Here is a 14,028-nt window from a genome sequence, read left to right as displayed (position 1 = left end):
AAGACATGGCGGAGAAGCCCTATCCGAAGATCGAGTATGTCGCCAAACGTGAGAGCGCCGTTCTCCAGTGCAGCCGCGTCAGGGATAAAGTGATTGAAGTGCCGCGTGAACTGCCCGGCAATATCATCCTCGTTCACGGCGTCAACGATGTTGGTATGGGCTACAGCGCGGCGGAGGAGGGCCTCTGCTGCGGATTGCAAGACCGACTGTTCCGCTACTTCAAGCCCGCTGAATACAGGCTCCCGACCAAGACGGAGAAGGAAAAACTGGAACAAGATCCCGACGACGTATTCTTCAAGCGCAAACCGACACCGGACACCGATAGCCCTGTGATCCCGTTTTACTGGGGCTACAGGGAACTTCGCCTCGAGACAAGGACTGTCCACGGCCAGAAGACTGACCGCTACGATACCCGTCTCGACAAGGACCTGTCCAAGGGAGGCGGCCCATTCGGCAACGCGACCGCGACCTTGCCGGACATGTGGAACCGCGGCGTCTACGCGGCTGGCGACCCGGTAGGCGACGCGCTCAGGCCAATCAGGACCGGGCCAGGGCGCATGTACATGGTACTGGCAGCAATGCGCCTTGCGGCTCTGATTAGCATGATCCGCAAGTTCGAGCCGAAGGACACGGTCAGTATCGTCGCACACAGTCAAGGCTGCCTGCTGAGCCTTCTCGCGCAAGCTCTTCTGATGGAGCGAGGCGAACGTACGGCCGACACCTTGATTCTGACCCACCCGCCCTACAGTCTGGAAGAGGAAATGAGCCTCATGATGAAGGGCTTGACCTTCTTCCGTGGCGGTAAGGATGCGGCGATGACTGAGGCCGACTATGAGTTGCTCGATGGTCGCCAGAGCATGCACGCCAGGCTGCAGACGCTGGTGAACATCGTGGCCGGCGTGGCAAAGTCCAAGGCGGGCGCTCCAGCCTTTTCGAAGATCAACGAGAGTGACAACGGTGGCATGGTTGCCAGTTGCTGGCAACCCGAAGGGGACCGTGACAACCGCGGGAAGGTGTACCTCTACTTCTGCCCGGAAGACATGACGGTCCCCCTGGATAACATGCGCGGCATCGGCTGGCAGGGGGTGCCCGACTATCTCCACACCGTCTCGTTGAGGCCGCTGGTCCAATCCGGCTACGCGGTGAGCAAGGCCGGCTATCAGCCCCGGCACACAATCTTCACCCGCAAGCCTATGGACGAACTCGGGACCGGCTTCTTTCAAAGGGTGTTTACTGCGAAGCATCGGCTTGATCCACGCACCGGGAAAACCGTTCCGGTACTGATAGGACAGCCACCCCACGATTTTGCGCTATGCATCAAGGACGAAGACGGCCATGCACACGTCGCCGCGAGCGCGCGCAGTTTGCGCGAAAAGCTCCCGGTGGCCACGTGGCCAATCAACCAGACAGACAAACCCGAGGCGCAGAGGTGGGGTATCCGCCGGATCAACGGCGAGCCGCTGCATCCACCGTACAAGGCCGACCTGCGGGGCAACCAGATCGCACCGGACATGATTCCGGCCAGCTCGCGTCTGGCCTAGGCCCCATTGAACAAGAGGGGACCGAGCGAGGAAGTCTATCCGATAACTGCAGCCATCGCGGTTACCGCGACCGGTGGCATGGATACCAAACTGGAAGAGCTGTCTCCCGCGGTGGCCGCTGCACGCGTTGATACCAAGCCTGGAAGGTTATCGAAGCTGGAGTGTCAACGGATGCAAGCAGTCTACAACGAAGCGAAGCATCCAAACGACGTTAGTCCCGATAACAGCTACACGATTCTCAGTGCCAGCCGCAGGACCGACGGCACGGTGGTGGCATATGTGATGGAAAGTCCCAATGCCGCGCGCAAGCGTTGGCAACACGAGCTGGGTGAGAAGTCATTCCATAGCGCGATTTACGACAGCCCGGCGAACCACCGCAATGTGACCGCGTATGACGTCGCAATCGGCAGTGGCAAGGCGTCCATTCATCCGAAGTTCCACGCTTACCTGTGTGCCGTGGCTGACTGGCGGTTGAAAAAGCCGGCGCCGTGGGGCCTATTCCGCAAGGGCATTCTCATGTGGCCGAAGTTTCTGGAGCTCTTCAGCGACTACTTCGAATGCGAACCCGACTGGCGCCGGCAGATCATCGAGGGCAACGTCGACTACTACAGCGACGGCACGCTTCCGAAATGTCTGCCGGTCCTGACGGGCAGGTTGTGGGAGATCGTAGTCTCGGAAACGACCACGGGCAAGCGCGTGAGCCAGGCGACTCCGCCGAAGGAAAAATCATGAACAGCGACGCGCTCGCAGACCCAGGGGAATTTCGGCGACCGACAGCCTGGAAATACGTCTTGGGCGCAGTGGTGGCGTTTCCACTCCTGTTCGTGCTGTGGGTCGCGTTTGAATACTTCGTGCTGCATCCGGAGCTTGCTAATGTTGAGGTGGAGACGACGATGGACAGAATACGCTGGTTCGGCGTGCCTTTGCTGCTGATCGTGGTCCTGTTCGGAGGCAAATGGGTCAAGGATTCGTTCGCCGCGAATGCCCGCGAGCAGGAATGGCGGCATAAGACGCAGCAGCTCAAGGACCAGGAAGCTGCCGCGCGCATCGAGAAGACTCGCCGCGAATACGTGCTCGAGGTGCTGGGCTTGGGCGTCACTTACGAGAAGTACCGGCAGGGCAAGTTGTGGGATGCGCTTCAACGAGGGAGTCCGCACAGCAGCATACGCGAGACAGACCCAAAGAAGTATGAGTGGGCAGGAAATGACAAGATTGGCGATTCGGGAAGCCGGGCATTGGACGCACTGGAGAACGGTGTCGAACCGTCTCCGATGTTCTGGGGCGTGCCGAGCATGTATGCCGGCATTCCGACCGAAAACCCCGGCCATCAACCCTGCGATATCCAGCCGGTAGCGGGACTGGCCGCCGGCGCCGAAGGCACTGGCATGGCTTGGCACCTCTTCGTGACCGGACCCTGGCAGCTCAGCGAACGTCCGGACCAGCTACTGGAGCAGGCGTTCGCGTTCATCGACAAGTACCCCGATCTGCCCTACCTAGTGCTGTTGTCCAATGACGACATGGCCACACGCGACAGCAATCGCCGCCCCGGCACGCCTACGCTCGTGAAAGATGGCTACTACATTCCAGAGCGGCCGGACGCGACCGCCGTGTTCGTGCTGGCCCGGCGCGAGCGGGTCGAGCCGCTGCGGCCCTACGTATGGGACGACCCGGACAACGACTACCTGCAAGAGAACCTGCGACGTATGTACTTCAAACTTATGCAGGACGTCCCTAAGCCAGAGAGGACCACCCATACCGAGAAATTCAGCAATAATCGTCAACCTTCGGTGGTGGAATGGTTGCAAGCAGCAGCCGCCTTCGCCACGCGCCCGGTCTTCGACAAAAAGGACGGCAGTCCGCTCGTCGACGCATTCAAGCGCTGGGCCAACCATCCCCCGAAGGACTGGAAGCCAACGCCGTGGTTTCCGCTTCCGTGGAACCGCGAACAGATGAAGGCGTTCGACAATTTGCCGTCGCTTGGATTCATCCACCGCCCGGTCTTCGTCAAGTTCGAGGACGAGCAGGGCAAGCCGGTAAGCCGGCGCGACGCGCGCCAGAAGCTGCTGGAAACCGGCTGGCACAAGGTCTTGCAAACCCTGTCGGATGCCGAGCGGGGAAAAGGGCCGGCCAGGATCATCGCGGCCTTCGACAATATCGTCGACCACCTGGTGGCGATGGAAGGCGTACTGCATCGATACGCGGCGCAGGGAGGACCGGAAATCGACACCGGCAAGACCGCCCAGTTCATCAACACGGACAGGAGGCTAGGGAACACCAGGGCGGCGAGCTTCTTCATGCAGATGGCGATCGGCGTAATGGGCAGTTACATCGAAGGCGGACCGTCGGCCGCCATCAACTTGCGTGACCCGACCGGGGCCAGCATTGTCTTCATCAGCCCGCCGACCGAGGAGCGGCGCAAGGCGCAGGAACACTGGAACGTGTTCAAGCACGAGGTCAAGCCAGCGATCGATCCGGAGAACTACAAGGCGCCGAAGGTTGGTGAGGTTTTACAGGAAGGCGACGCACAGTGATCCCGAAACTGGCATAGATAGGAGCAAACCAATGCGAAACGTCATCCGGCTAGGGGACGGCACCTCTCACGGCGGGAAAGTGGTCAGTGCCGGGGCCTCCAACCTCAAGGTTCACGGCGTACCGGTGGCGTGCGTTGGAGACCCCTGCAGCTGCCCGTTGCCAGGTCACAGCGATTGCACGATTACGACTGGCTCGCCTCATCACCTCATCAACGGGAAGCAAATCGCCTTCCACGGCGACAGCCTCAGTTGCGGCGCCAAGCTTATCTCATCCTTCAAGCACTTTAGTATGGCCGAGTAGGGCGGCAAGCTATCCTTAGGTGCTTGCGAAAAGTGCCGGCCGCTAGGTTCCCCACCCCCTGAAAATTTCGCGTTCCGCTCTGGACTGGTCAGCGTTCCATGATTTCCATTGCTCTGCCTCTGCTTGGAATGCTCGCGCGTCGACTTTGCGAGGCCGCCACAGTGCGGCGCGTGCATCAGAGGATCGTCCGAAGACATAGCGATGGGCGTGCTCCACCGTGATTTTTTGTATTTGCATCGCGAAGTCCGACGACACAACAGTCCCCCTTTGCAAGCGTGGCTCAGGGCCAATTTGCGTGAACATGAGATGGGTTGGGCTTAAGGGCATGAAGATTACTGTGCCCCTACTGTTCCAGCCGCCCTTAAAGTCGTAGCGCTGTGCATCGTGATAGTTGAGTCGCACGACAGGGTTATCGCTCGTTAGCCATTCGACGCCTGGCGGGCTACGAAGAATTGTCCAGCGATGCTGGTGCAGGACGTTTAGCGTCCTGGTAAGCAAGTGCCTGAGACTCCATAACCAAAGGCTACGCCCCACCGTTGCTTCGACGCGCAGAAGGCCAGCTTCTTCTCCAGGCTCGATTTCAATCCGCGTATTCACCGGGAACATTTCTGCGTCAGGGTGCGGTTCTTCGACTGGAATGGGGGCGCCGGTGCGCTTGGACTCCTCCAGTTTGTATACCGCATCGCGCGTAATCTCGTCGACATCGGACTGCAAGGTCTCGTTCCAATGTTGTAAGCGCTCCAGCAGCCGGGCCGGGGACGGCGTGTACGCGATGGCACTGATCCGGACCGTCGCGCGGCGAACATACTCTCGGATCAGGTCACGACAGGCGGTCCCGCAGTTGGTAGCCGGTTCGTATCCGGGATATTCCACGCGCGTCGGGCGCCACACATCGAGGATTTCGCGAAGTTCGGACAGATTGCAATGATCGCGATCCCAACTGGTGATGTGCAGGACGTTGATATGTCGTTTCCCGCAAATCTTCAGCTCGTTTGCGATGCTTGCTCGGTTGGTATCGTTCACGCGCGCTTCGATGAGTGTGAATGTGCTGCCGTCGAAGTACGAAAACGAGGCTCCAGCGCACCCCAGGCGATACGCGCGGAACCTGGTAGGCGCTACGCGGAGTTGGGGCAGAAGGGCTTTGGTAGCTGAAACGATGTCGTTGAGATTCACGATTTCTCCACTGCGCTGTCGGACTACGCTTGCACGGCGTGGCATAAGACGCTGACAGAGTTGCTTGTCCTAAATCTTGCGCGTGAGAACCTGAAAAGTCAAAGAATCGGAAGATTTTTCGTCAATACGTGGAGCGACAACGACGGCCGTATAGGCCTGTTAGACATCTGACATTATAAGAATAATGTCATATTTTCAGGGTAGGGGACCCAAATTATTACGTATTATGTAGTAATATTGCGCAATCAGGAGAGCCTTATGCTAGAGCGAAACGATCTGGACACTGCCCTGCAGGAGGACGTGGAAAGCCTGCGGGCTGCGTATCCACGCACCCCTGACCTCTATAGGGAGGTGTGCATCGTCATGTTTTTCCGATACGGCATTACACCGACGGCGAATAAGCTGTATCAGCTAGTCCGTAAAGGGAGCATGTCGGCTCCAACTGAAGCGCTGCGCGGTTTCTGGGGCGACCTACGCCGGTCAGGCAAAGTAGAGCTGGGGCAACCCAGTCTGCCTAACGACCTGGCGCAGGCTGCCGGCGACCTAGTATCGAAGCTCTGGAGCTCGGCTCAGGCCTCGGCGAATCAGTCTTTCGACGAATTTCGGCAGACTACGGCACACGAACGTGACTTGGCGCTTCGAGATAAACAGACTGTCCAGGATCAACTCGATAACGCCGATCGAGAACTGCAGGTGCTTTCTGCAAAACTGGAGGCTGCTTCGCGAGAAAACGCGATCTTGCGTGAAGAAGCGGCTGTTAGTGCTTCGGCAGCTGCCGAGATGAATGCAAAGCTAGCTGATGCTCGCCAAGCTGTTTCGGAAGCCGGGCGGCAGCTTCAGGCAATCCGTGCCGAACACGCTGCGGAAATTGAGCGAGTTACGGCACGGATTGCGCAAGCCGAGGAGCGCTACGCAGCGTTGGAACATCGCGCCCTGGTCGAAATTGATCGTGAACGCACGGCCGTGAACAAAATGGAGAAGGCCCTTGAGTCAGAGCGGAGCCTGTCTGCGGCATCGTTGCAGCGACTCCAGTCCGAGCTGACGCAATCGCAGATCGAAGGGGCGAAGCGGGACAGAGACTTTTCCGCGCTCAAAGATAACCTGAAAGCAGCTACCAATGAGAGGAATATTGCTAGAGACAAGGTCGAGCAATTGCAATCCATTACATCGGATTTGACCTCGCAAATCGCGGTCGAGCGAGCTCGCGCGGAGGTGCTTCGTGAGCAGCTAAATCGTCGCCCGTCTACGTCCAAACGTGTCTCCAAACCAAGTCGACAGGGGGAAATCAGCGCCGCGCGCAGGTCTAAAGCAAAGCCAGCTACATGAATGCGTCGGATACAGGGAACGAAGACAAGAAGTTTTAAGCGCTTGGTCTATTTCTTCTCAGAGGAGGGCCCGCGGCACTGAGCCGCTGAAAACGTCCGTTTTCAGTTGTCGAAACGGTCATTCCATCGCAAGTCCGAGTTGCCATATGGTTAAGATCAGCAATTCATGTATCCGCTCTGCTTAACCCCAATGAAAGGAAGGTGTATGACTGTTCCGCAAGACAACAACCATCGCGGTGCTCCCCCGTAACGTTCTGCATTGCTGGGAAAGGAGTCGACGACCCTCCCAGTCGATTTCGAAAACATCCTTATCGCCCGATCTGATGGTCGGGAAAGGAAGTTAATCACGACGTATAAACAGGAGGTAAAAGCGTCTAGAGACTGCTTTCACCGTACTTTGCGTCGTTAGTCCAGACAACTGTACTAAAGTACTCCGTCACCTATTTACAATTAATCATATGCGTATAAGGCAGAATTAAAGTGATTACTCGTGCGCAGGGTGCACCAAGTCAATTTTAGAAAAAATCTCGAAACTAAAACTATCGCCACGAAGCGATAAAAGACTGGAGGCGACGAGCCAAGTTAAACTAAAAGTGAGTACTTGAGGCGGAATCAACCTTTTTCCCGCAAATATCCGCAAAATCGAAAGATCGTGCATAGAATTAGTTTGGAGCGCTCAGGCGGGCGCTAAGCCTAATAGGCCTTCAGACCCGGTTTCATGCGACGCGCCGTACTTCGCATAATCTATATTATGTCAAATGCGATATGTGTGCGCGCACCACCCTTGCACTCCCGATGCTCATCGACGCCAGTCCGCCCACCCCATGCCCCGAATCACGCCATGAACGAAAAAAAGCCGCGGACCTGGGTCCGCGGCTTCCCTCACACAAGCTGCTTGAAGCTTAGAACTTGTGGTTGTACTCGACCGTGAAGCGCGCATAACGCGGCGTCTGGGTCGACAGCACGCGGCCGTAGCTGTCCAGCAGCGTCTGGGTCGAGCCGCTGTTGAGCATTTCCGAGACCGACTGCACGGTCTGGCGGTTGGCGACGTTGAACACGTCGACCTTCGCCGTCAGGCCCGGCAGGAAGGCCGGCATGTAGGCCAGGTTCACGTCCAGGCGCGTGGTCCACGGCAGACGGCCTTCGGAGCCGCGCGGCGCCGGGCGGCCGAAGCACGTCGCGTAGTACGAGCCGTAGCTGTGTGCGGCCGGCACGGTCGGGTCGGCGCCCAGGCAGTTCTTCGGACGGCCCGACTGCGCCAGCAGGTTGCCGCCGACCATCCACTCAGGCGTGACCTGGTAGAAGCCGAAGGCCTTCAGCTGGTGGCGGCGGTCGTTCGGCAGCGGGCCGTACTTGCCGCGCATCAGTTCAGGCTTGTCCCAGCTGATGGTGTGCGACACGTCCAGCTGGCCGATGTCCGACTGGGTCTGGCCTTCGGTATTGCCCTCGTTCTTCGACCAGGTGTAGTTCACGCGGCCGTACCAGCCATTGCGGAACGGATGCTCGAGGAACAGGTCGATCGCCTTGTAGGTGCGCTTGGCGTCGTCGAAGCCCAGGTCCGCCTTGCTCAGCTTGACTTCCGTCAGGTTGCTGCCGGTATTGGCGAAGTCGACCAGGAAGGTGTTGTCCTCGCCCGGATTGAAGGCTGCGCAGCCGAAACCGGTCCACTTGCTGGTGTCGACGGTCGGGTTGCGTGCCAGCCAGGCCTTGAACGGTCGATCGTCGCACATGTCGTCGATGGTCGAACGCAGCGTGCGGTAGGTGGCGCGGGCGCCGAAGGTCATGTCACGCGACAGCGCGCGCTCGAAACCGAGCGTGATTTCGTCCTGGTAGGTCGGCTTCAGGCTGGTCGCGGCAACGGTGCTCGGGTGCTTGTACTGGAAGTACTCGTTGTTGGTCGAGAACGGCGCCGGCGCCAGCGGCACCAGGCCCTGCGGAGCGCCGGTGGCCGGATCGACGCCGGTGTAGGTGAAGGACTGCGTGGTGAACAGCGAGCGCGATGCGCCGCGCACCGAGATGTTGGTCGGCACCTGCACGAAGTAGCGGCCGGCGGTACCGAACACCTTGAACGACGAGTCGCCGTTCACGTCCCAGGAAGCCGCGAAGCGCGGCGCGACCTGGTCCTTGATGTCCATGAACTTCTGCTTGTCGCCGTTGCGGTTCTCGAACTGCTCGTTACGCACGCCGATCGTCAGCAGCAGATCCTTGGTGACCTGCCAGCGGTCTTCGAGGTACTGGGCCGATTGGTCCGAGTAGGCGTCGGTGATCGAGGTGAACTTGGTTTCGGTCACGTAATAGCCGCGGACGCCGTAACCTCCCCCGCTGGCGGTCCTCACCTGGACGTTCTGCAGCGTGATCGGCGTGTTCGGCGTGTTGGTGAAGCCATAGGTCCACAGGCCGCCGCCGGCGCGGAACACGCCCGCGTCTTCCGAGCTCAGGCGGTTTTCGTCGATACCGGCACGCAGGGTGTGGTTGCCGATGCGGTACTCGAGGTCGAGGCGTGCGGATTCGACGGTGTCGCGTCCGCCGGTCACCGGGACGTTGCCGCTGACCGGGTTGGGGTTGACGTAGTTGGCGGCGATTTCCGGCACACGCGTGGACGGGCTGGACGAGACCTGGTACACGTTCGGGTTCACGCCCGGATAGGTACCGTAGGTGTTCTCGTGCTTGGTGGTCGATTTGCCGTACAGCGCGGTGATGGTCAGGGCGTCGGTCAGGTTGCCGGTGTACTTGGCGATGTTGACGATGCCGCCGACCGGGGTCTCACCCGAGAAGTTCTTGTAGTGTTCGCTCGCGCCGATGGTGCCGTTGCGGGCACCGGTGGCGTAGTTGTAGCCGGACAGGTACTTGTCCTTCTTCGAGGTGTCGCCGAAGCCGGTGTACTCGATGCGGTGGTTGTCGTTGATATTCCAGTCGAGTTTCACCAGGTAGCGGGTGGTGTCGGTTTCCGACTCTTCCCAGCCGCGGCCGGCGGCCGACGTACTGGTGCGCAGGCCGGTTACGGCATTGGTGCCCGAGAAATCGGTGCGCGATTGTTCCAGCGAGCCGAAGAAGAACAGCTTGTCCTGGATCAGCGGGCCGCCGACGTTCACGCCCACCAACTTGCGGTCGGTCTCGTTGGTGGAGCGGCGGCGGTACAGGGTGCCGTCGGTGGCGGCGGTGTTGCTCGCGCCCAGCACCGGATAGTAGATATCGACCTGGCTGGCCTGCAGGTTCTTCGGATCCCACTGCACGATGCCGCCCACTTCCCAGCGGTTGGTGCCGCTCTTGGTGGTGATGTTGGCGACGCCGCCGACCGAGCGGCCGAACTCGGCGCCGAAGCCGCCGGTCAGGATCTGGGCCTGGCCGATCGCGCCGTACGGCAGTTCCATGTAACCCAGCTGGGTCAGCGGGTTGGTGACCGGGAAGCCGTTCACGTAGTACGAGTTCTCCGACACCGCGCCACCGCCGAAGCTGTTGGCGCCGTTCGGGTAGCGGCTGTCGCCCTGGGTGGTATTCGGGGCGATCAGGATGATCGACTCGACGTTGCGCGCGATCGGCAGTTTTTCCAGCTGGCTGGCAGTAAAGATGGCGCCGTTGTTGGTGTTGGTCACGTCGATCGCACGGCGGCGGCCGACGATCTGCACCTGCTGGGTCGAGAACACGGCTTCGGCGCCCTGGCCGATCAGCACCTCGACTTCGCGGCTTTCGACGACACTGCCGTTGCGCACCAGTTGCACCGAGTAGCGGCCCGGCGGCAGCGAGGTCGCCAGGAAGCGGCCATTGCCTTCGACCGACACGGTGCGGCGCAGCTTGGTGTCGAGGTTTTCGACCACGACGGTCGCGCCGGCCGGGCTCTCCACCGCGCCGTACACGTTACCCGTGGTGTTCGATTGGGCCAGCACGGTCGAACTCATGCCCAGCGTCAGCGCGGTTGCCCCGAATGCGAGGGCGAGCGAGCGGGCCAGTTTCGTTTTTACTGCCATGAACTATCTCCTATCGTTTGTGATCCCGCCGCCGAGTCGGCAGCAGGCTGGACTCCTCCTTCAGCCAGTTACAGCCGGATAGGTCTGCTTGGACTAAGAAAGATTTAACGATTGTATTTAGTAAATACTTGACGGCGGTGGGGTTGCCCGGAAAATAAATATTCCAAGGCATGCATACTTGGAAGCACGCTTCGGGCGGGCTTCGGTAGATGTACGGAAGATATGCGCGTGTTCGACGCTTTTGATTACACGTTAGGCAATGGTGTTCTTACTAACTTTTTAGTCAGATATGTCAACATGTTGTACAGACACAACTAAATCGACGGCGGTCGTCGCGACTGGTGCGGGTGTTCCACCCAAAGTCAGAGCCGAGCTGCCGATTCGCGCCGTTGCCGCACCTGCCGACGGGGCATGGCCGGACGGTCGCCGGCAGGGTCAGACGCCTGGGCTATCGCTGCGCCACAGGAGCGCCGATGCGTCGTCCGCCCGTTTCACCACAGCCATGCGCGCAGCCCTGGCCGTGGCTTCGTGCTCGCGCAGTTGCGCGAGAGCGGCCGGCAGTCCTTGCTGCAGGCACAGCGAGAACAGGCTCGTGGGCGTGTGCAGCGCATAGGTATCCACCAGGCGGTAGAAGCCGTCGCTCATGAGCATGACGGCGGATCCGGCCGGCACCTCGAACGTGGCGGTGCGCGCGCCGAAGCCGCCGTTCGGCTTCAGGCACAGGGAGTTGGTGTTGGCCACGGTGTTCTGGTATTCGCGCCGGGCGCGCAGCATGGGGAGCAAGCGGGCCTGGCGGGCCGCGGCGTCGTCGACACCCTCGCGCTCGAGTTTCCCGATCTCGGCGCGCAGGATGGCTTCCTGCGGATTGACGAAGGGATCCAGGTCGAGGATCTCGCCGCCGGGCCGGCGCAGCAAGACCTTGCAGTCGCCCAGGCAGAATAGTTCCAGCCGGTAGCCGTCGCCATGGGGCTGCACGCGCACCCAGCTCAGTGCCGCAATCGGCCAGGCGTACAAAGGCACTTGCTGGCCGGCGCAGCGTGCCAGGAACTCGCGGCGAACCTCATCGATGGCGCTGTGGGTGGCTTCGCGCTGGCCGAGCCCGGCGTCGATGGCCGGACCGAGCGCGGCCACGAACCGTGCGACGAACCAGACCACGTCGCCCTCGCGCTCAGCGACGTAATCGCGCTCGGCGACCGAGGTGCCGCCGTCGATGACGACGAGCTCGGTCGTGTGCGACGTGCAAAAACTGCCGGCCCAGTCCTCGTTGCGGTGCGCCTGCGCGCCGTCGGTGATCCGGTCGATCTGCATGACGATGTCCTTGAAGAATGTGGAGAAGCGACCTTTCTAGGGCAACGGCCAATGATACATCGGCCGCTCGAACTCAACTCGACATTATATATGCTAATGTCGAGTGAAGTGTAGTACGGTTATGCTACGAGAGCAACTCTATTGGCATGGACTTTCCATGTGTTGAACCTTGGGCGGCTTTTGCCGGGCTTCCCTCAGGGGCTCCAGGGTGGCGCCGGGCCGACCCCGCGCACGGCAGGCGTTCGGCCGTTTGCACCCCTGCTCCACGTGGGTAAGAATGCGTCTATGCGAACTGATCACTCGAAAGGATGAGCATGGGCATTACCGTGAAGAACACGACGCCGGATTCGGCCAAGGTCACCCTGGTTGGCGAAATGATGGACGGAAGCTTCGACGCCAAGGTGATGGCGGAGACCGACGTGCCGTACACGAAGTACTGGGACAATGAGCTGGAGCAGCGCATCGTCTACCTCAACCCTGACCCGGAACAGCTCAAAGCCATCGTCTCTGCCCTCAACGAGCGTCGCCTGTCGCTCGACGCCCTGCAGGATTTTGGCAGCTCCGCAGGCGGCGAGTCCGAACTGCCGATCTGAGACCGCCCTCCCCTCGGCTGCGGCTCAAGGCACCAGCTTGGCGCCCGAACCGATGATCTCGTCGTGGCGTTCGTGGTCGCGCTTGTGCAGGTAGGCCGCGGTGGTGGCGATGTTGGCATGCCCCGCCGTGTCCTGCAGCGTCTTGAGCTGGACGCCGCTGTTGGCGTGGTTGGTCAGCATGCTATGGCGCAGCCAGTGGGTCGAGGCCTGGCGCAGCGCCGCCGCGCTGTCGGCGTCGCCCTGCGCCAGCGCGCGGTCGGCGGCCGCCACGAACACGGCTTTCAGCGCTTCCGAGGCCGCTTCGTCGGTGATGCGCAGCGCTTCCTTGCTGCGGCTGGACAGCACCAGCGGGGTGCGGTCGGTGCGGCTCGCCTGCGGCAGCAGGCCGAAGGCCTGGCGGTAGTCGCGGAAGGCGGCCAGCATCGCCGGCGGCACCGGCAGGCGGCGCGGCTTGGCGCCCTTCCCCATCACGTCCAGCCACCAGCGCCCGTCGCCCTCGCTGTAGATGGCGCCCATGTGCGCGCCCACGATCTCGTTCAGGCGCGCCCCGGTCTGGGCAAACGCGACCAGCAGGAAGCGGTCGCGCTCGCGCTGGCGGATGCTGGCCGGCGTGTCGGCCACGCGCGCGGCCACCGCGTCGAGCGCATGCGCGATCGCCTGCGGCGTCAGGTAGCGGGTGACGCGGCTGGCGTGGCTGGCCCGCACGTTGCGCACCAGCCTGGCCGGATTGCGCCGCAGGTAGCCGGTCTGCTCGGCATAGCCCAGCAGGCCCTTCACCGCGATCATGGCCTGGCGCCGACTGGCATCGGACAAGGGACCCGAAAACGGCCGGTAGCGCGGATCCTTGCGCGGCCACTTGGTGGTGGAGATCCATTCCGGCGGCGGGTTGCGGATGAATTCCTTGTAGGCGTTCAGGTCGGCCACCGTGAGTTGCTGAAAGTTCTTGCCCGCCTCTTCGCGGCACCAGGTGAGGAAGCGGTACAGTTCCTTCTGGGTGTTGGCGATGGATTTCGGGCTCAGCTCTCCCTGGCCGATGTATTCGCGCGCCAGTTCGGCATCGCTCTTCGCATCCGTGACCGGTTCGTCGCCGATCGCGCGGAACACGGCGCCGCGCGCGCTGGCCGCCAGGCGCAAGGGCGAGTCTTCTGGCAGCGGGTCGAGGTCGATCGGAAGGAAGCTGGGCATGGTCGAAGCGATACTGTGTTTATGTACAGTATAACATCGCGCGGCCGGGCCACCAAGCCTTCTCCTGGGGCATAATGGGGGTTTGTTCCCACCCGATCCCGGAGTC

Annotated in this window: 10 protein-coding genes; 6 read left to right on the top strand and 4 right to left on the bottom strand. The window is 61.0% G+C overall.

Translation table 11 applies throughout. From position 1 onward, the window contains the following. Positions 1–5 precede the first annotated feature (5 nt). From ACK4S9_RS15370 to ACK4S9_RS15355, 4 genes are all read left to right on the top strand, one after another. Positions 6–1,541, top strand: a complete 1,536-nt coding sequence (locus ACK4S9_RS15370; RefSeq protein WP_409727108.1) for a DUF3274 domain-containing protein — start codon at positions 6–8, stop codon at positions 1,539–1,541. Positions 1,542–1,619: 78 nt separating this feature from the next. Continuing rightward, positions 1,620–2,273 (top strand): DUF3274 domain-containing protein, encoded by a 654-nt coding sequence (locus ACK4S9_RS15365; protein WP_409727105.1) that lies wholly within the window; start codon positions 1,620–1,622, stop codon positions 2,271–2,273. Then, positions 2,270–4,072 carry a DUF2875 family protein gene (locus ACK4S9_RS15360; RefSeq protein WP_409727103.1) on the top strand — a complete coding sequence of 601 codons (1,803 nt, stop codon included), beginning with the start codon at positions 2,270–2,272 and terminating at the stop codon, positions 4,070–4,072. Before ACK4S9_RS15365 ends, ACK4S9_RS15360 begins: the two co-directional genes overlap by 4 nt. Before the next feature lie 31 nt (positions 4,073–4,103). After that, a complete protein-coding gene (locus ACK4S9_RS15355; protein ID WP_409727100.1) occupies positions 4,104–4,373 on the top strand; it encodes a PAAR domain-containing protein in 270 nt (89 codons plus the stop codon). 42 nt (positions 4,374–4,415) lie between these two features. Here the strand turns inward: ACK4S9_RS15355 and ACK4S9_RS15350 are convergent, their stop codons facing one another. Continuing rightward, on the bottom strand, positions 4,416–5,546 hold the full coding sequence (locus tag ACK4S9_RS15350) for a DUF4238 domain-containing protein (RefSeq protein WP_409727096.1): 1,131 nt from the start codon (positions 5,544–5,546) through the stop codon (positions 4,416–4,418). 258 nt (positions 5,547–5,804) lie between these two features. On the opposite strand from ACK4S9_RS15350, the gene ACK4S9_RS15345 reads away from it, so the two are divergent. After that, positions 5,805–6,872: a DNA-binding protein gene (locus ACK4S9_RS15345; RefSeq protein WP_071362777.1), complete on the top strand. Its 1,068-nt coding sequence runs from the start codon at positions 5,805–5,807 to the stop codon at positions 6,870–6,872. A gap of 901 nt (positions 6,873–7,773) precedes the next feature. On the opposite strand, the gene ACK4S9_RS15340 is transcribed toward ACK4S9_RS15345, so the two are convergent. Continuing rightward, the gene (locus ACK4S9_RS15340) at positions 7,774–10,836 is read right to left on the bottom strand and encodes a hypothetical protein (protein WP_409727092.1); all 3,063 of its coding nucleotides are present in this window, start codon (positions 10,834–10,836) and stop codon (positions 7,774–7,776) included. 435 nt (positions 10,837–11,271) lie between these two features. After that, on the bottom strand, positions 11,272–12,144 hold the full coding sequence (locus ACK4S9_RS15335; RefSeq protein WP_409727089.1) for a hypothetical protein: 873 nt from the start codon (positions 12,142–12,144) through the stop codon (positions 11,272–11,274). Positions 12,145–12,458: 314 nt separating this feature from the next. Between ACK4S9_RS15335 and ACK4S9_RS15330 the strand changes: the two genes are divergently transcribed. Further along, entirely contained in the window at positions 12,459–12,737 is a 279-nt protein-coding gene (locus tag ACK4S9_RS15330; RefSeq protein WP_409727086.1) for a hypothetical protein, read from the top strand. A gap of 24 nt (positions 12,738–12,761) precedes the next feature. Here ACK4S9_RS15330 and ACK4S9_RS15325 read toward each other — a convergent pair whose 3' ends face one another. After that, positions 12,762–13,922: a tyrosine-type recombinase/integrase gene (locus tag ACK4S9_RS15325; protein ID WP_409727082.1), complete on the bottom strand. Its 1,161-nt coding sequence runs from the start codon at positions 13,920–13,922 to the stop codon at positions 12,762–12,764. Positions 13,923–14,028: the final 106 nt, after the last annotated feature.

This window comes from Massilia sp. (assembly GCF_046293535.1).
Classification (GTDB): domain Bacteria; phylum Pseudomonadota; class Gammaproteobacteria; order Burkholderiales; family Burkholderiaceae_D; genus Telluria.
This window is presented reverse-complemented; position numbering and strand designations above follow the sequence as displayed.

Excerpts from the sequence above, each read along its gene's own strand:
- ACK4S9_RS15355 (WP_409727100.1), top strand. The coding sequence starts at position 4,104 with ATGCGAAACGTCATCCGGCTAGGGGACGGCACCTCTCACGGCGGGAAA.
- ACK4S9_RS15370 (WP_409727108.1), top strand. The coding sequence starts at position 6 with ATGGCGGAGAAGCCCTATCCGAAGATCGAGTATGTCGCCAAACGTGAG.
- ACK4S9_RS15335 (WP_409727089.1), bottom strand. The coding sequence starts at position 12,144 with ATGCAGATCGACCGGATCACCGACGGCGCGCAGGCGCACCGCAACGAG.
- ACK4S9_RS15325 (WP_409727082.1), bottom strand. The coding sequence starts at position 13,922 with ATGCCCAGCTTCCTTCCGATCGACCTCGACCCGCTGCCAGAAGACTCG.
- ACK4S9_RS15330 (WP_409727086.1), top strand. The coding sequence starts at position 12,459 with ATGGGCATTACCGTGAAGAACACGACGCCGGATTCGGCCAAGGTCACC.
- ACK4S9_RS15360 (WP_409727103.1), top strand. The coding sequence starts at position 2,270 with ATGAACAGCGACGCGCTCGCAGACCCAGGGGAATTTCGGCGACCGACA.
- ACK4S9_RS15345 (WP_071362777.1), top strand. The coding sequence starts at position 5,805 with ATGCTAGAGCGAAACGATCTGGACACTGCCCTGCAGGAGGACGTGGAA.
- ACK4S9_RS15365 (WP_409727105.1), top strand. The coding sequence starts at position 1,620 with ATGGATACCAAACTGGAAGAGCTGTCTCCCGCGGTGGCCGCTGCACGC.
- ACK4S9_RS15340 (WP_409727092.1), bottom strand. The coding sequence starts at position 10,836 with ATGGCAGTAAAAACGAAACTGGCCCGCTCGCTCGCCCTCGCATTCGGG.